At 36.1% G+C, this 17,547-nt stretch carries 15 protein-coding genes; 12 read left to right on the top strand and 3 right to left on the bottom strand.

Annotated elements, in window-relative coordinates; translation table 11 throughout:
- Positions 1-5: 5 nt before the first annotated feature.
- The 6 genes from nagA to ACHZK0_RS09020 all read left to right on the top strand — a co-directional run bounded on the left by nagA (position 6) and on the right by ACHZK0_RS09020 (position 6,479).
- Positions 6-1,169: an N-acetylglucosamine-6-phosphate deacetylase gene (nagA, locus tag ACHZK0_RS08995; protein ID WP_395761453.1), complete on the top strand. Its 1,164-nt coding sequence runs from the start codon at positions 6-8 to the stop codon at positions 1,167-1,169.
- Between the two features lie 4 nt (positions 1,170-1,173).
- Positions 1,174-2,019, top strand: coding sequence for a tagatose-bisphosphate aldolase subunit GatY (locus tag ACHZK0_RS09000; protein WP_270340600.1), 846 nt, complete (start codon positions 1,174-1,176; stop codon positions 2,017-2,019).
- Positions 2,020-2,032: 13 nt separating this feature from the next.
- A complete protein-coding gene (gene pfkB, locus ACHZK0_RS09005; protein ID WP_395761454.1) occupies positions 2,033-2,956 on the top strand; it encodes a 1-phosphofructokinase in 924 nt (307 codons plus the stop codon).
- A 19-nt stretch (positions 2,957-2,975) separates the two neighbouring features.
- Positions 2,976-3,917, top strand: coding sequence for an ROK family protein (locus tag ACHZK0_RS09010; protein WP_395761455.1), 942 nt, complete (start codon positions 2,976-2,978; stop codon positions 3,915-3,917).
- 284 nt (positions 3,918-4,201) lie between these two features.
- Positions 4,202-5,014, top strand: coding sequence for a polyphosphate kinase 2 family protein (locus ACHZK0_RS09015; protein ID WP_395761456.1), 813 nt, complete (start codon positions 4,202-4,204; stop codon positions 5,012-5,014).
- A gap of 187 nt (positions 5,015-5,201) precedes the next feature.
- Positions 5,202-6,479, top strand: a complete 1,278-nt coding sequence (locus tag ACHZK0_RS09020; RefSeq protein ID WP_395761457.1) for an MFS transporter — start codon at positions 5,202-5,204, stop codon at positions 6,477-6,479.
- A 231-nt stretch (positions 6,480-6,710) separates the two neighbouring features.
- Here ACHZK0_RS09020 and ACHZK0_RS09025 read toward each other — a convergent pair whose 3' ends face one another.
- Positions 6,711-7,694: a ketoacyl-ACP synthase III gene (locus ACHZK0_RS09025; RefSeq protein WP_395761458.1), complete on the bottom strand. Its 984-nt coding sequence runs from the start codon at positions 7,692-7,694 to the stop codon at positions 6,711-6,713.
- Positions 7,695-7,875: 181 nt separating this feature from the next.
- Between ACHZK0_RS09025 and ACHZK0_RS09030 the strand changes: the two genes are divergently transcribed.
- Both ACHZK0_RS09030 and hflX read left to right on the top strand, forming a co-directional pair.
- Positions 7,876-8,430 (top strand): cobalamin biosynthesis protein CbiN, encoded by a 555-nt coding sequence (locus ACHZK0_RS09030; protein ID WP_395761459.1) that lies wholly within the window; start codon positions 7,876-7,878, stop codon positions 8,428-8,430.
- 482 nt (positions 8,431-8,912) lie between these two features.
- A complete protein-coding gene (gene hflX, locus ACHZK0_RS09035) occupies positions 8,913-10,172 on the top strand; it encodes a GTPase HflX (RefSeq protein ID WP_262740776.1) in 1,260 nt (419 codons plus the stop codon).
- A gap of 41 nt (positions 10,173-10,213) precedes the next feature.
- Here the strand turns inward: hflX and ACHZK0_RS09040 are convergent, their stop codons facing one another.
- Positions 10,214-11,854, bottom strand: a complete 1,641-nt coding sequence (locus tag ACHZK0_RS09040; RefSeq protein WP_262740778.1) for a peptide ABC transporter substrate-binding protein — start codon at positions 11,852-11,854, stop codon at positions 10,214-10,216.
- Between the two features lie 222 nt (positions 11,855-12,076).
- Between ACHZK0_RS09040 and ACHZK0_RS09045 the strand changes: the two genes are divergently transcribed.
- From ACHZK0_RS09045 to ACHZK0_RS09060, 4 genes are all read left to right on the top strand, one after another.
- Entirely contained in the window at positions 12,077-13,288 is a 1,212-nt protein-coding gene (locus tag ACHZK0_RS09045) for an MFS transporter (RefSeq protein ID WP_001149401.1), read from the top strand.
- Positions 13,289-13,298: 10 nt separating this feature from the next.
- Positions 13,299-14,216: a cysteine synthase A gene (gene cysK / locus ACHZK0_RS09050; protein ID WP_000762271.1), complete on the top strand. Its 918-nt coding sequence runs from the start codon at positions 13,299-13,301 to the stop codon at positions 14,214-14,216.
- A gap of 77 nt (positions 14,217-14,293) precedes the next feature.
- A complete protein-coding gene (locus tag ACHZK0_RS09055; protein WP_262740779.1) occupies positions 14,294-14,806 on the top strand; it encodes a GNAT family N-acetyltransferase in 513 nt (170 codons plus the stop codon).
- A 93-nt stretch (positions 14,807-14,899) separates the two neighbouring features.
- Positions 14,900-15,724, top strand: a complete 825-nt coding sequence (locus ACHZK0_RS09060) for a DUF4037 domain-containing protein (RefSeq protein ID WP_262740780.1) — start codon at positions 14,900-14,902, stop codon at positions 15,722-15,724.
- A 38-nt stretch (positions 15,725-15,762) separates the two neighbouring features.
- Here the strand turns inward: ACHZK0_RS09060 and ACHZK0_RS09065 are convergent, their stop codons facing one another.
- Complete coding sequence (locus ACHZK0_RS09065) at positions 15,763-17,397, bottom strand: putative polysaccharide biosynthesis protein (RefSeq protein ID WP_395761460.1); 1,635 nt, start codon at positions 17,395-17,397, stop codon at positions 15,763-15,765.
- Positions 17,398-17,547: the final 150 nt, after the last annotated feature.

Below are 17,547 nucleotides of genomic sequence, written 5' to 3' on the forward strand. Positions count from 1 at the left end.
AATTTATGAACTACTACGTCAAAGCATCTATATATCTACTAGAAGATGGTGTTCGTGAAAGTGGATATTTACATATTGTAAATGGATACTTTCTAAAACATGTTGAAGAAATAGTAGACGGAGTGTTAGTAATGGATTTTGAAGGTAGAATTATTTCTCCAGGATTTGTTGATACACATATTCATGGTGTAGCGGGACATGATGTCATGGATAGCACATATGAATCGTTAAACAATATCTCTATTAAGTTATTGGAAAATGGTGTTACGAGCTTTTTGCCTACAACATTAACTGATTCTTCGGAAAATATAATGGGAGCTTTGAAAAATATAGCTCATGCAAAAAAAAGAGGAGTGGAAGGGGCAAGTATTATTGGATCTTTTCTTGAGGGGCCTTGTTTTACGGAGGTCTATAAAGGTGCACAAAACCCTAAATATTTTATTGATCCAACCGTTGAAATGTTAGAGGAATGGATTGTTGCATCAGAAGGGACAATTAAAAAAATTGCAATGGCACCTGAGAGAAGAGGTGCTATTGCGTGTATACATCATGCTGTGGAAAAGAATATCCATGTGGCAATTGGGCATACGAATGCAAACTATGAGATATGCCAGAGTGCGATTCAAGCAGGAGCGACGATTTTTGTGCATACGTTTAATGGAATGAAAGGATTACATCACCGTGAACCTGGTGTTGTTGGAGCGGCACTTTCAACCGAGCACGCGTATAGTGAAATCATTACAGATGGACATCATGTACATCCAAGTGTAGTGAATATTTTATATAAATGTAAAGGATACGACAAAACATGTTTAGTTAGTGACTGTATGCGAGCGGGCTTATTAGGGGATGGCACATATAATTTAGGAGAATTTGTTGTCCGAGTGCAAGAAGGAATTGCCCGAACAGAGGCGGGTTCTTTAGCAGGAAGTACACTTCGATTTATTGATGGGATAAAGAATATGGAGAAATGGACGAGTGCATCGTTATGGGAATGTGTTCATATGGGCTCGTTAATTCCTGCTAAAAGTATTGGAGTAGATAATGAAATTGGAAGTATAGCACCAGGGAAAAGAGCTGATTTTCTTATATTAACAGAGGATTTAAATCTTATAGGAACAGTTGTTGGTGGAGAAATGAAATATAAAAAGAAAAAAGAAAGGATTTGAGAGTATGCTTGTTTCAACTCAATTTATACTGAGAAATGCACAAGAACAGGGCTATGCAGTACCAGCTTTTAATATTCATAATTTAGAAACTTTAAAAGCAGTAATTGAATCCGCAGTAGAGCTTAGGTCACCTGTTATTATTGCTGCTACACCAGGTACGATAAAATATATGGGGAAAGAATATCTTTTGCATATGATTGAAGCAGCGAGAAAGCGATATGATATACCAATTAGTCTACATTTGGATCATCATGAAGATATAAGTGATATTAAAAATTGTATCGATTTAGGAGTTAGCTCTGTTATGATTGATGCATCGCATCATCCATTTGAAAGGAATATTCAGATTGTTCAGGAAGTTTCGGCATATGCAAAACAATATGGAGTAACAGTAGAGGCTGAGTTAGGGCAATTATCAGGAATAGAAGAAGATATAGTAGTGGAAAACTCAATTTATACAGATCCTTACCAAGCGAAAGAGTTTGTAGAACGTACAAATATTGACTCATTGGCAGTTGCAATTGGAACGGCACATGGACTATATAAAGGGAAACCAAAATTAGATTTACAAAGATTAACAAATATTAGAAAGCAAGTTGATATTCCCCTTGTATTACATGGTGCCTCCGGATTATCGGACAGTTTAGTGCAAGAAACGATTCGTTTAGGAATTTGTAAAGTGAATATCGCAACAGAGTTAAAAATTGCATTCGGAACAGCATTACGTCATTATTTATTTTCTCATCCAGAAGAAAATGATCCGCGTAAATATTTTTCAGATGCAATTATAGCGATGAAACGGGTTGTTGTAGATAAAATAAAGATGTGCAAAAGTTTCAATCGTGTGTAAGGGGATAATTCTTATGATTGCGACAATTACATTGAATCCATCAGTTGATATGCGATATGAATTAGGGGAATTAAAATTAAACAAAGTACATCGCACCAAAGACTATGAAAAAACTGCGGGTGGGAAGGGTATTAATGTATCGAGAGTACTTCGTTTACTAGGAGAAGAAGTAACAGGAGTTGGGTTACTTGGTGGTAGTAATGGTGAGTTCATAAGAAAAAAATTGAAAGATTTATCAATTATTGACGAATTTGTTTCCGTTAAAGAAGAAACCCGCAATTGTATAGCGTTAATAACAAAAAAATCTGCGTCGGCTACTGAAGTATTAGAAGCAGGACCAGCTATTTCGGAGGATGAAATAGCTCTTTTTATAAAAAAATATGAAAGAATAGTAAAAGATTTTGAGTTTATTGTTGCATCGGGAAGTTTACCTAAGGGTATTCCAAATTCATTTTATAAAAAGTTGGCACAAAAGGCAGCTGAAAATGGTAAGAAATTCATATTAGATACAAGTGGAGAATCATTGTTTCATGGCATACAAGGAAAACCATTTTTAATTAAACCAAACAGGCAAGAAATTTGCCAGTTGTTTCAAAAAAAACGTGTGTCACAGGAAGAAATGATTGCGGAAGCAACTAAAATCTGCGAGGGGGGTGTGCAGTATGTTTTGCTATCACTTGGAAGAGAAGGAGCGATACTTATTACGAAAGATGAAAGCATAAGGGCAATTATTCCAGAAATAAAAACTATCAATGCTGTTGGCTCAGGTGACGCAATGGTTGCAGGAATAACGTTAGCACTCGCAAAGGGGTATGGGATAAAGGATGCACTTCGTTTTTCAGTGGCGTGTGGAATGGCTAACGCAGCTGAGGAAATAACAGGTTGCATACAGCTTAAAAATGTAGATAATTTCTATAATGAAATTATAATTGTCTAAAAGTAGGAAGGGGAGAAATATGGGGAAGTACGTTGCTTGTTTTGATATTGGAGGAACTTTTATAAAATATGCAATGATTGATGAACAAGGAATAGTACATGAACAAGGGAAAATAACAACACCAGTACAAAATCAAAAGAAAGAAATTTTGTATCGTATTTGTGAAGTAATATATGAGTTTGAAAAGAGCTATAAAATTCATTCTGTAGGTGTATCATCGTGTGGGATTATCGATAATATCAAAGGGGAAGTTCTGTATTCTGCCAATATTTCGGGATATAGCGGTACAAAAATAGCAGATTACATTTATAGTGAGACAGGGTATGTGGCGATAGTTGAAAATGATGTTCGTTCAGCTTGCCTCGGTGAAATGTGGAAAGGAGCAGGGAGGGGGAAAGAACATATTGTTTTAATCACACTTGGAACCGGGATTGGTAGTGGAATCATTGCAAAAGGCAAAATGCTTCAGGGAGTGAAAGGGCTAGCAGGAGAGCTTGGTCATATGATAATTGTTCATAATGGAGAAAAATGTAGTTGTGGCGGAGAGGGATGTTATGAGAGATATGCATCGACTTCGGCGTTGATTCGTCAGTATAAAGAAGCATCCAAAATTCAAGGGCTAGAGATCGGTACAATCACAGGTGAAGAAATTATAGAACGTATGTACAGAGGAGAGTGGTTGGCGAAAAATGTATATGAACAGTTTCTACAGTATGTTGTTGCTGGTTTAGTAAATATTACTTATATATTTAACCCCGAATTAATTATTATTGGGGGAGGTATTACAGAGCAAGGTGAACCATTTTTGAAACAAATTCAAGAAAGGTTCTATGACAAAATAATGGACATCTATCAAAATAAGGTGAAAATCGTTTTAGCATCATTACATAATGATGCTGGTGTATATGGAGCTTGTTATGTAGCGTTGAATCGATGTGAGGAAAAGTCAATGAATATATAATCTATAATCTTAGAAGGTATTTATCGAGAATAGTTAACATGTGTAGAGCTTTTTTATTCAATTCACACAACCATCATCTTGTTTATGTAGAAGGTGATGGTTGTTTTTATTTTGGGATTTAAGGGGAATATACATTCTTTAATGATGCACTATAAAGTATTTACGGATGTGATTTATCATTTCGGTTTTCGATTTGAAGTATAAGTCAAAAGGAATATAATTATGAAATAATTCCCAAAAATATGTTAAAATAACATTGTCATACAACAAGGGGGATTTGTTTTATGGAAAATGGATATCTTGCTAAAGTAGATGTAACGAAAAGAATTGAATCGAAATCTAAGTACAATAAGAAACTTGAAAAATATCAAAGGCGCTTATTAGCATTACAGCAAATAGTAAAAGAAGAAAAAATCGCAGTTATGCTCGTTATGGAAGGCTGGGATGCGGCTGGAAAAGGCGGAGCGATTAAGCGAGTGACAGAACACCTTGATCCACGTGGGTTCCAAGTAAATCCAATTGGAGCACCAGCACCTCATGAAAAACGGTACCATTACTTGCAACGTTTCTGGCGGAAATTACCTCAGTACGGGCAAATTACTATTTTTGATCGCTCATGGTACGGTCGTGTGTTAGTTGAGCGTGTTGAAGGTTTTGCTATAAAGGAAGAGTGGTCGAGAGCATATGATGAGATTAATGATTTTGAAAAACTATTAACAGATGATCATTATATAGTCGGAAAGTTCTTCTATCATATTAGTAAAGATGAACAATTAAAGAGGTTTAAAGATAGAGAGAACAACCCTTTGAAAAAATGGAAAATTACAGACGAAGATTGGCGCAACCGTGAAAAATGGGATGAGTATGTTGAAGCGATGGAAGACATGTTTGAAAAAACAAATAAGCCAAATGCGAAATGGCAAATTATCGCGAGTAACGATAAATTATATGCTCGATTGAAAACGTTGAAAGTGATTATTTCATTAATTGAGGATTATTTCTTAGAGCATGGTATAGAATTACCTTCTTATTATTATGAAATGAAAGAGGGTAAGACAGAGGATTTTGAAGCTAATGAAGATGTAGTTGTAAAATAGTACAGAGTTTACATATGAAATATAAAGAAGAACCACCCTGTAATTTTGGGAACCCCTCGGTAATGGGAAAATATAAACCGTGGGGTTCTTTACATGTATAAATAAATTTTAGTATTTTAAATTTGGGGATTTTGTTGTTCTATAGTACATTAACAAGAGATATTAGTTTTATAGAAAGGGTGAGAAAATGATAGATACAGCAGATGCTTCAATAAGTAATCATATATATACAGAAGAAGAACAACAAAGATTATATAAACGAACATTACTAATCGTAAGTATTTCGCAAATGTTCGGCGGAGCAGGATTAGCTGCTGGAATTACAGTAGGTGCACTTCTTTCACAGCAAATGCTTGGGACAGATGCATATGCAGGATTACCGGCAGCTATGTTTACAATGGGATCTGCGGTAGCAGCTTTCTTTGTTGGGAAGTTATCACAAAAACATGGTCGCCGCATAGGGCTTGCAGGAGGTTTTATAGTAGGTGGACTAGGAGCTATTGGAGTAGTGGTGGCAGCTTTAACAAATAGTATTATTCTTTTACTAGTTTCTTTACTTATATATGGCGCGGGCACAGCTACGAATTTACAAGCACGTTATGCTGGAACGGATTTAGCGAATAAGAAGCAAAGAGCAACTGCTATTAGTATTACGATGGTAATGACGACTTTTGGTGCAGTCGCAGGTCCAAATTTAGTAGGTGTAATGGGAAGGTTTGCTCATTCAATTGGAATTCCTGAACTTGCTGGTCCGTTCATATTATCAGCAGCTGCATTTATACTGGCGGGTATTGTCCTATTTGTTATGCTTCGTCCAGATCCGTTACTTATTGCAAATATGATAGAAACATATAAACAAGAACATACATATAAAGGGCAAGTGGTAATAGAAGAAGCGACAGAAAACAAACGAGGTATTACTGTTGGAGCTATCGTAATGATACTTACGCAAGTCGTGATGGTTGCGATTATGACGATGACGCCAGTTCATATGGGACACCACGGTCATGGATTAAGTGAAGTAGGGCTTGTGATTGGTTTTCATGTTGGTGCAATGTATCTTCCATCTCTCGTTACGGGAATGCTAATTGATAAAATTGGAAGAACTACGATGAGTATAGCTGGCGGAGTAATTTTACTGGCAGCAGGTGTCATAGCTGCGTTAGCGCCGAGCGACTCTTTAATACTATTAATCGTTGCTTTGTCTTTACTTGGATTAGGATGGAACCTCGGCTTAATAAGTGGTACTGCTCAAATTGTTGATGCAACTATACCTTCCACACGTGCAAAAACACAAGGGAAAATAGATGTGTTTATTGCGCTAGCTGGAGCTTCAGGCGGAGCCATGTCAGGTATGGTAGTAGCGAATTCAAGTTATGCGGCATTGTCATTAGCTGGAGGAGTTTTAGCTTTCATGCTTATTCCTGTTGTGGTATGGGCTCGGACAGGTAAAGTGAAACTTTAATTAGTGGGGGGGGTTCTTCATCCCCCACTAATTATTAGTTGAACCAATCGGACTTTTATGGGCAGTTGATCCACCACCTAAATTCGTTGCTTTCGCTGAATTTTGAGGTGGGGGTCTTACTGCCCATTAAAGCGGGATAAATAAAATTAAGATAATAAAAGCTGCGTTCAAAGGGAGGTAACCAATCTTTGAATGCAGCTTTTTTGTAGTTAGTTGTATAAAAGAAAAATGTTAGTTTAAATCCCACTCCACAATAAGGCCTAAATGCGTAAGACCACCGCCAAATCCGTATAGTAAAAGTGTGTCTCCGTTATTTAATTTTCGTTCTTTTCTAGCTAAATCTAGAGCGAGTGGAATAGAGACGGAAGACGTATTCCCCATATATTCCACGCTCGTTAATGTTTTTTGTGTTGGAATTTGAGATTTTTCACAAATAGATTCAATCATTCTTAAGTTAGCACTATGAGGAATAAACCAGTCTATATCATTTATTTTCATATTTGCGGTATGTAATAGTTCTTTTATGCCTGCTGGTACTATGCGAGTTGCCCATTTATATACTTCTCTCCCATTTTGAACGATTTTTTCATTTGTTTGCAGTGGTGTACCATTCATAGTAGTAGATAAGTTTGTTCGGTATAGATGAATGCCACCGTGCCCATTTGTTCCCATATGAGCAGCAATAAAGCTCGGTTTGTTTTCATCTCTTTCTAATAAAATAGCTCCAGCACCATCGCCAAATAAAATGCAGGTCGTTCTATCGGTGTAATCAGTAACTTTAGATAATGTCTCTGTTGCTACGACTAGTACTTTTTCATGTGATCCAGAAGTAATCAAGTTATTCCCAACGTGCAATCCATATGTGAAACCAGCGCAAGTTGCATTTAAATCAAATGCAATTGTACGAGGTATGCTGAAGTATTGTTGTATTTGACATGCGACACTCGGAAAAACATAGTCAGCGGTTGTTGTAGCGACGATGATACAGTCTATATCTTCTAAGTTCTTTTTAAAAGTTGTACATAAATTTTCAATTGCTTTAATGGCTAAGTGTGAAGAGTATTCGTCTTCGCTCGCGATTCGTCTTTCCTTCATTCCTGTTCTTTGTACAATCCATTCATCGTTCGTATCAATCATTTTCTCTAAAACGTTATTAGATAATATTTGATTTGGAACATAAGTACCAATTGCAGTAATACGAGATTTAGAATGCATAGGAACATCTCCTAACTTGTTTTTATAACCTGATACTAATATCAGGTTATAAAAATGTCAATAAAGACTTTTATTGTATTGAAACGAAAAAGCTTAACTTACTATGAAGGAGTTTGGCGAGTGTTGTAAAAAATAATATACGATAAGTTTTTAAAATTGATAATGAAGAGAGTTGGGCTCTTTGAAAAGAATTTTGTATATATTGCCTGTTGTCATTATTTGTAGCTTTATTCTTATTATTTTTCCAGGGAAATCTTATGCTTGTGATTGTATTAACGTATCAGCAGAAGATGCATTTCGAAAAAACGATGTAGTATTTGAGGGGAAGGTAATTGAGGTTGGAAGGAAAGAAGGGGTTGGGATTGAAGTATTATTTGAAGTGAAGGGAATTTGGAAAGGGACAACGTCTTCGCAAATTATTGTGTATACAAATGGTGGGGATTGTGTGTTTCACTTTGTAGAGGGAGGAGAGTACTTAGTATATTCTTCTCAAAGAGGATCTGAAAAACAATTACACACACATAGTTGCAGTAGAACGAAGAGATTAGATGAGGCAGGGGCGGACAAAGTGGCTTTAAGTCAAATTGCAAAAGAATCTGTTCCGACGAAGAAAGTCGATGTAAAAAGTGGCATGTTGAACGGTTTAAGCTGGTGGCAAGTTGTTACTCTTTCTATAGGTCTGTTACTGATAGTAGTTCTTGTGATTTTTGTTGTAAGAAGAACGCGCAAAAAATGACGATTAAAGTAAATATATAAAGATTTTCTTTCTGTTTCTATAGGTGGTTTAATCTTGTGAAAGCGAATTACTTATGCTACACTTTATGTAACTTAAATGAACGGAGGGGCTTCCTTTGATCTTAATTAGATTACGTCTCAATACTTTGTGCCAATAATTGAATAGCGCTCAAAGCCTCTGTCTGTGTACAGAGTGAACGGGATTGGTCTGCCTATTTTAAAGGAACCCTTTATTAAGCTTATATGTGAAAAAGAGGGAGGGACGAATACGCCCTCTTTTTGTTTTGCCTTTATAAATAGAATGGGATCGTATAGGTGAACACTTATTATGGATGCGTATATGATCTTGGGACTTAATGACTATGAGATAGGATGAAAGTATAACTTTCTTCTATTTCTTTGGTGAACCCTTATCCGTTTACGAAAACACAGGCAGTGACCTGTGTTTTTTATTTTACGTAATCGAAATGGAGGAATAAATATATGGAAGAATTATTACAAAGAGCAGTTTTAGTTGGAGTAAATTTAGGTAATGAAGATGATTTTGCATATTCGATGGAAGAGTTAACGAATCTGGCAGAAGCTTGTGATGTAGAGGTAATTGGGCAAGTGACGCAAAATTTACAACGAGTAAATCCGTCCCATTATATTGGAAAAGGAAAGATTGAAGAAGTAGCAGTCTATGTAAATGAAGTAGATGCGAATATGGTAATCTTTAATGACGAATTATCTCCTTCACAAATTCGAAATTTAGAAGCGGATTTAGATTGCAAAGTTATTGATCGTACCATATTAATTTTAGATATTTTTGCGCAACGTGCGAAAACGAAAGAAGCGCAGTTGCAAGTTGAGGTAGCGCATCTTCAGTATATGATGCCTCGTTTAATCGGGCTTCGTGAATCGTTAGGAAGACAGAGCGGCGGAGTTGGTACGAAAAATAAAGGTGTCGGTGAGAAGAAATTAGAGTTAGATCGTCGTAAAATTGAAGAACAGATTTCAGTTTTAAATAAAGACCTAGAAGCACTTGTTGCCCAGCGTCAAACGCAAAGAAAGCAGCGTAAGAAAAATGAAGTACCAGTTGTAGCGTTAGTTGGTTATACGAACGCAGGAAAATCAACGACGATGAATGCGATGCTTGAAATTTATAATGGTACAGAAGAAAAACAAGTATTTGAAAAAGATATGTTATTCGCGACGTTAGAAACATCTGTACGAAATATTGATTTGCCAGATAACAAATCATTTTTATTAACAGATACAGTTGGATTTGTAAGCAAATTACCGCATCACCTTGTGAAAGCGTTCCGTTCAACGTTAGAAGAGGTAGCGGAAGCAGACTTACTTATTCATGTTGTAGATTACGCAAATCCAAATTATGAACAGTTAATTGATATTACAAATGAAACGTTAAAGAAAATTGGAGTAGAAAATATCCCAACAATCTATGCTTATAACAAATCAGATATGGTAGATGTTGAAATTCCGAAAGTACAAGAAGACCGTGTTTATTTATCAGCGAAGAAACACGTTGGAATTGAAGAACTTGTAAAAATGATTCGCTCACACATCTATAAAGAGTATACGAAGTGTGAAATGTTAATTCCATATGATCAAGGACAGGTAGTTTCTTATTTCAATAATCATGCGCACGTTCTATCTACGAGTTATGAAAACGAAGGTACGAAACTAGAAGTAGAATGTAAGACGAGTGATTACGAAAAGTATAAGCGTTTTGCAATTTAATAAAAAAGGCGATCCTAATATGTTTTAGGATCGCCTTTTTCTTATTCTGTAATAGAGGCCCACTTATAAGAATAAATTCCTGCAAATGGACGAACAACAACACCTTTTACTGTTGGACGTTCTAAATACACAAGTCCTGATTGGAAGATTGGAGCGATAGCTGCATCATCTTCAAGTAAGATTTTCTCAGCATCTTGGAACGCTTTCCAACGTGCTGGTAAATCAGTTGCTAAAGTAGAGCTCGTTTTCTCAATTAATTCGTCGTATTTTTTGTTTGAATAACTCATCTTATTAAACGGTCCGTCAGTGACAAACATATTTAAGAATGTTGTAGGATCAGGATAATCCGGTCCCCATGTAGAAAGTGAGATGTCATAGTCACCATTTCCTTCACGGTCTAAAAATGCTTTTACTGGAAGAGGCTGTAATGTGATTTTTAATCCTGGTAAATTTTTCTCCAGTTCACCTTTTAAAAACTCACTAATTTTCTTATCGTTAGATTCATCAGTTGTTATGATTGAAAGAGAAGCGTTTTGTAAATTTGTTTCTTTTTTCGCAGTTTCCCATAGTGTTTTAGCTTCTTTCACATTTGTTTCTACTTTTACATTACTCGTACTGCGAAAATCTTTATTATCAGGTCCTTTTACAAATCCTTTCGGAACGAATGCATTCGCAGGTATAGAACCATTATTTAAAATTGTTGTTGCGATGCCTTGTTTATCAAAAGCAAGCGAAATAGCTTTTCGAGCGTTTTTGTTTGCTAATAAAGGATTCTTTTGGCTAAATCGGAAAAATGTCATAGAAGGACGTTCCATTTTCTTTAAGCTCGGATCTTTTTGATATTTATCAACAAACTCTGAATTAATCGTAATTCGGTCTACTTGTTTGCTTTCAAATAAATTAACGGCTGTGGAAGTATCTTTTACGATATTTACATTTATTTCATTTAACTTCACATTTTTATTATCCCAGTAGTTCGGGTTTTTCGTCATTTTGTAACTTGTATCATGTTTCCATTCACTTAATTGGAACGGCCCGTTATACACTACATTTGCAGCTTCAAGCCCGTAATTTTTCCCTTGCGCTTCTACAACCTTTTGGTTTTGAGGATAAAACGTTGCAAATCCCATTAACCCTAAAAAGTATGGAACAGGGTGTTCTAACTGTACTTCAAGCGTTTTATTATCAATCGCCTTTACACCAAATGAATCAATTGGTAATTCTTTTTTATTTATTTTTTCTGCATTTTTAATATCGAACATAATATGTGCGTATTCAGAAGCAGTTTCTGGATTTACGGCACGTTTCCATGCGTATTCAAAATCATGAGCAGTAACTGGATCACCATTTGACCATTTTGAATCGTGTAATGTAAATGTATATGTTTTTCCGTCTTCGCTCAGTTTGTATGATTCAGCTGCCGCAGGAACAGGTTTATTGTCAGGACCAGGCATATATAATCCTTCCATTACGTTGTTTAATGCAGCGTAAGAAAACCCATCGGTTGCGATAGACGAATCAAGTGTAGAAATTTCCCCAGCTTCTACAATATTTAATACTTGTTTTGAAGATTCTTTTTTCTTTTCCCCGGTAGTTGTTGCCTCTTGTTTTTGGCCACATGCTGTTAAAAACATAGATAATGTGATTGAGAGCGCAACGATTCCTTTAGTTTTTTTCTTCATAGTTGTCATCCTTCCCTTCATCTCTGTCCTAGTATAAAAGAAAATATAGAAAATTTCTATAAATAAATCCGATAAAACATATAGAAAAAATATATTATGTAAGAAGTGATATTTCTGGAAAAAGAAATGAAACCAGTATAGAATAGAAATGTTTCAAAAGTCAGAATTTATTACACCTACTGTAATAAATATATATTTTGTACAGGAAGGAGAGATTCATATATGCAGGCAGTTTCGAAAAAAAATACAATGGAAACACCGACGATATATCGAATACTATTTGCGATTAGTTTCGGTCATTTTTTAAATGACTCGATGCAAGCAGTTGTGCCGGCGTTGTTTCCTATTTTGGAAAAAACGATGAATTTATCCTATATGCAAGTAGGATGGATTGCGTTTGCATTAAATATGACGTCATCGATTATGCAGCCGGTTTTTGGTATGTATTCGGATAAGAAGCCATCACCATTTTTATTACCGCTCGGTATGTTTTCGAGTATGCTTGGGATGATTGGACTGGCGTTTGCACCGAACTTTATTATTGTTATTATTTCTGTTTTATTTATCGGATTAGGTTCCGCAGTCTTCCATCCAGAAGGTGCTCGTGTTGCTTATATGGCGGCAGGGGCAAAACGAGGTTTAGCACAAGCAATTTATCAAGTGGGAGGAAATACAGGGAATTCTCTAGCTCCTATTTTTACAGCGTTAATTTTCGTTCCCCTCGGCCAAATTGGCTCTTTAGGTTTTACAGCTTTTGCAGCGGTAGGAATTGTATTATTAATATTCGTATCAAATTGGTATAGGAATGAATTAGCTACGGGTGCTGTAAGAAGAAAGAAGAGGGCTGCGCTTGAGGCTGAAAATGCGATTGTAAGTACACATATTAAATTTGTTATTATACTTCTTGTTTTTCTTACTTTTGTACGTTCTTGGTACGGTGCTGGTATCGGGAATTTTTATCAATTTTACTTAATTGAGCATTACGGTTTGTCTATAAAAAATGCCCAGTATTTCGTATTCGCATTTATGATTGCCGGTGTATTAGGAACTTTCTTTGGTGGACCGTTAGCAGATCGATTTGGAAAGAAAACAATTATTGTATTTTCAATGCTAGGTTCGGCGCCACTTGCGCTTTTATTACCTCACGTTTCGCTCGTGTGGGTCGTACCGCTATTTTTATGTATTGGTTTTATTAGTTCAAGTAGTTTTAGTGTAATTGTTGTTTATGCGCAAGAGCTTGTACCTGGAAAAGTAGGGATGGTATCTGGATTAATTGTAGGGCTTGCGTTTGGACTCGGCGCTTTAGGTTCTGTAGTCCTTGGGAAATTGGCGGACATATATAGTCTACAATTCATTATGTTACTATGTAGTTGTCTACCATTAATTGGACTTACTTCTTGGTTATTACCAAGTGATAAGAAAACGATAGAATAGGGGATGCACTATGAAATTATGTGAAAATGTTACAGAATTAATAGGAGATACACCTGTCGTCCGATTATCTAAATTTATTCCAGAAGACGCAGCAGATGTGTATGTAAAACTAGAAATGTTTAATCCGTCACGCAGTGTGAAAGACCGTGCTGCCTATAATTTATTGCATGTTGCAGAAGAGAATGGTCTTATCAAACCAGGAGATACAATTATTGAACCGACAAGTGGAAATACAGGAATAGGCTTAGCAATGAATGCAGCTGCGAAAGGGTATAAAGCGATTTTAATTATGCCAGACAATATGTCAAAAGAGCGTATAAATTTATTGAAAGCATACGGAGCAGAAGTAGTTTTAACACCGGCAGAACAAAGAATGCCAGGAGCAATTGCGAAGGCGTTAGAACTGCAAAAGCAAATACCAAATAGTTTTATTCCGCAACAATTTGAAAATCCAGCTAACCCAAATATTCATCGTTATACGACGGCCCTTGAAATTTATGAACAAATGGATGGTGAGCTTGATGCATTTGTAGCAACAGCTGGAACTGGTGGGACGATTACAGGGACTGGGGAAACGTTAAAAGAAAAACTACCAAACTTATATATTGCAGTAGTAGAACCGAAAGGATCTCCCGTTTTATCAGGCGGTGTTCCAGGTCCTCATAAGTTAGTAGGAACAAGTCCAGGATTTATCCCGAAAAATTTAAATACAGAAGTGTATAACGAAATTATTCAAATTGCAGACGAAGAGGCTTTAACGACAATGAGAAACTTAGCAAGACAAGAGGGGTTATTAGTTGGACCATCTTCTGGAGCTTCTGTTTACGCAGCGATTATGATAGCAAAACGATTAGGCGCTGGTAAAAAGGTTTTATGTATTGCACCTGATACAGGTGAGCGTTATTTGAGTATGGGATTATTTGAATAAAAATGATAGAACCCCCTTAATGGTGAAACGGCGCTATTAAGGGGGTTGTTATAGGTTATTAAGAGAGGAGAAACGCAATGAAACTATTAAAACCGACAAATGAATATAGCGAACAAATTATGGAGTATCGAGAGGTATTTTTACATACGGATGAACAACCACATGGTAGTAGTTCTTTACAAAATTTTGATTCACTTGATGAATGGTTTGAAAAAGTGAGTAAACAGGAACTGGGAGAAAACTTACAAAGTAATCGAGTACCTTCTAGTCAATTTTTAAGTGTTGAACAAGGGGAACTTATAGGTTTTGTGAATATTAGAAAACGATTAAACCAAGAATTATTGCGGGAAAGTGGTCATATTGGATATAGTGTTCATCCTAATAAACGTCGCCAAGGTTACGCGACAAAACAATTGAAACTCGCATTAGATGAAGCACAAAAGTTAGGGTTGCAGAAAGTGTTAATAACTTGCGATAAAGCTAATATTGCTTCGGCTAAAACGATTCAAAAGGTTGGCGGAGTGTTAGAAAATGAAGTGGTTTCTTCTCACACTGGGGAAATTATTCAGCGTTATTGGGTAGAAATATGATTTAGTGGAGCATTGAAAAGGGAATGCAGTGCATAATATCGAAATAGATAAATGAAAAGATAATTGTGTACTGCAATTATAGGGGGAAATGAAGTGGGATTAAAAGAGAGAGCAATAGAAATGTCGGAGATTTATAGGAGAAATCCGAAGGTCGAAGCTATTATTTTAGCGGGTTCGGTAGCTAGAAAGTTAGAAGATGAACATTCAGATATAGAATTACATATTTTATGGTCAGCACCACCAGAGGATGGGGATCGTAAAGGGCCTATTCATCATATTGGTGGAACAATTTTGTCATATCATCCTTACGAGGAAGAAGAATGGTCGGAAACATATTTGACAAAAGGGGGAATTAAATTAGAAATTAGTAACTTTTTAACGGAAACAGTAGAGAAAGTTATTTCGGATGTGGTGGATCAATATGATATAAGTTATGAAAAACAATGTATCGTATCATCCGTTCATGACGGTGTTAGTTTGTATGGAGAAGAGAAAGTGAATGAACTAAAAGATAGAGTGGTATCATATCCAGAAGAACTTGCGGAACAGATGATTTCAGAAAATCTTTGGTTAAGCAATCGCTGGCATAATCGAGAGGCACTTTTAAAACGAAAAGACTGGCTTATGTTATATGATGTTATTTGTGAAGTACAAAGAAATATATTTGGAGTCTTATTTGGTTTAAACAGAATGTATGTGCATCACCCGGCGTTTAAATGGATGCCGAATAATGTGGAACGAATGAGCATTAAGCCTGAAAACTTATATGAGCGTATGGCGAATACGTTAATAGGGAAACCGGAGTATAGTGTACAGGAGTTAGAAGTGTTAATCGCAGAGCTATTACATTTAGTAGAGCAACATGCTCCAGAATTACATATTGCGGAACAACAAAAACATATTCAATATGCGAAGTGAAAAAGAAGGGACGTAACAATGCGTTACATCCCTTCTTTTTATTTGACTAATTTACCTAGTACGGGTAATCGCTGAATCCTATCACCGAGAATATGTGAAGCAAGACCGCTCGTTAATACGAATAAAAGGTAAACAAGTCCTCCTGCAGCGCCACATATAACAACAATGAGAAGTGATTCGGTATAAGATTGTCCAGGGATAATCCATTTTAAAATAGCTTTTAAAGCAATTACAACAGCAGACATTGCTGCGGAGTAAATCGTAATAAGGAGTACTGTTTTTGCTGTTTCGCCAATTTTAAATTTCGCAAACTTAATGATGCAGTACAACATAATAACATTGGAAACGAGGTATCCAAGAATTGTTCCAATTACAGCACCGTGTCCACCAAATAAATGTAAGAGCGGTGTATTTACTAAAACTTTAACGAGAATACCGACTGAGAAAGCAATCATCGTTTTTTTTTGATAATCGATTCCTTGTAAAATAGCTGCTGAAACTGTGAAAATCGCACTTAATATAGCTGAAGGTGCAAATGAAATTAAATATTGTGATCCACCAAGTGCAATTTCAGGATTTACATAAACCATACGGAATGCATCGTAAGCGATGCTAGCAAGACCGAATGCAGCTGGGATAGTGAAGAATAACAAGACTTGAAATATCTTTGCAATTTGTTCTTGTAATTCTTCTAGTTTCCCGCTTGTATAAGATTTCGTTATTGCCGGAATAATCGTTAATGAGAATCCAGTTGCAAGTGAAGCTGGAATCATAATTAACTTTTGGGCATAGTTCGTTATATAAGCGAACACTGCATTCGCTGTTTCTAACGGTTCTCCCATCGCTCTAAGGACATCAGCTACAGTATATTGATCTACTAACGTATAGAGCGGAATTGCAATGCCGACAAATACAATTGGGATTGCATATCGAAGTAATTCTATATAAATATTTTTTAATGGGATATTCGATGCCCTGGACTTTAATTCTCCTTCGGGAGGCTTTAATCTATTATATTTTTTCCAGTACAACATTAAAATCGAAACGCTGGCAAGTGCCCCGATAACAGCACCAAACGTAGCAACTGCAACAGAAGAGGCGACTGAACCTCCTAATAGTTTTGAGACGATAAAACTACCAACTAAAATGAAAACAACGCGCGCAATTTGTTCTACGACTTGAGAAACTGCACTTGGTTTCATATGTTGAAAACCTTGGAAATAACCACGTGTAACACTCATAGCTGGTACGATAATAAGTGCGAAACTTAATGCTCGCATCGTAAGTGTTACGTCAGCGATAAATTGTGGATCTGGCGTTTTTGAGCGAATAATAAATTGCGATATGTACGGTGCTCCGATAAATAAAGTTAAAAATCCTAAAAAGCCCATAAACAACATTAATTTTACGCTAGAGTTGTATAATTTTTTGCTTGTACTATAATCACCAAGCGCATTATGCTTTGCAACAAATTTGGAAACGGCAATAGGAATACCAGCTGTTGAGAAGCTTAATAAAATACCGTACCAAGAGTATGCATATCCATATAAAGCGACACCTTGTGTTCCGACTAATAGTTGAAATGGGAAGAAATATATAAAACCTAATATACGTGAAATCATTGTTGCACCACTTAATAAAGCAGTACCTTTTAAAACTTTTGAAGTAGACAAAATTCTTTCCTCCTACTCGTGCTGTCTTGCATTCATCGTATACTACTATAAACCCGTTAGCGAAGTTAATACAGTATAAACCATAAATGTTCTAATACTATTCATTTAAAAGTCATATTTCGAATTTTATAAAAGAAAGTACTCATAAAA

Origin of the sequence: Bacillus sp. 3G2, assembly GCF_044324725.1 — a bacterium.
Lineage (GTDB): Bacteria > Bacillota > Bacilli > Bacillales > Bacillaceae_G > Bacillus_A > Bacillus_A mobilis.

Bases quoted from the DNA above. Each gene is read 5' to 3' on its own strand.
- nagA (WP_395761453.1), top strand. From the start codon at position 6: ATGAACTACTACGTCAAAGCATCTATATATCTACTAGAAGATGGTGTT.
- ACHZK0_RS09000 (WP_270340600.1), top strand. From the start codon at position 1,174: ATGCTTGTTTCAACTCAATTTATACTGAGAAATGCACAAGAACAGGGC.
- pfkB (WP_395761454.1), top strand. From the start codon at position 2,033: ATGATTGCGACAATTACATTGAATCCATCAGTTGATATGCGATATGAA.
- ACHZK0_RS09010 (WP_395761455.1), top strand. From the start codon at position 2,976: ATGGGGAAGTACGTTGCTTGTTTTGATATTGGAGGAACTTTTATAAAA.
- ACHZK0_RS09015 (WP_395761456.1), top strand. From the start codon at position 4,202: ATGGAAAATGGATATCTTGCTAAAGTAGATGTAACGAAAAGAATTGAA.
- ACHZK0_RS09020 (WP_395761457.1), top strand. From the start codon at position 5,202: ATGATAGATACAGCAGATGCTTCAATAAGTAATCATATATATACAGAA.
- ACHZK0_RS09025 (WP_395761458.1), bottom strand. From the start codon at position 7,694: ATGCATTCTAAATCTCGTATTACTGCAATTGGTACTTATGTTCCAAAT.
- hflX (WP_262740776.1), top strand. From the start codon at position 8,913: ATGGAAGAATTATTACAAAGAGCAGTTTTAGTTGGAGTAAATTTAGGT.
- ACHZK0_RS09040 (WP_262740778.1), bottom strand. From the start codon at position 11,854: ATGAAGAAAAAAACTAAAGGAATCGTTGCGCTCTCAATCACATTATCT.
- ACHZK0_RS09045 (WP_001149401.1), top strand. From the start codon at position 12,077: ATGCAGGCAGTTTCGAAAAAAAATACAATGGAAACACCGACGATATAT.
- cysK (WP_000762271.1), top strand. From the start codon at position 13,299: ATGAAATTATGTGAAAATGTTACAGAATTAATAGGAGATACACCTGTC.
- ACHZK0_RS09055 (WP_262740779.1), top strand. From the start codon at position 14,294: ATGAAACTATTAAAACCGACAAATGAATATAGCGAACAAATTATGGAG.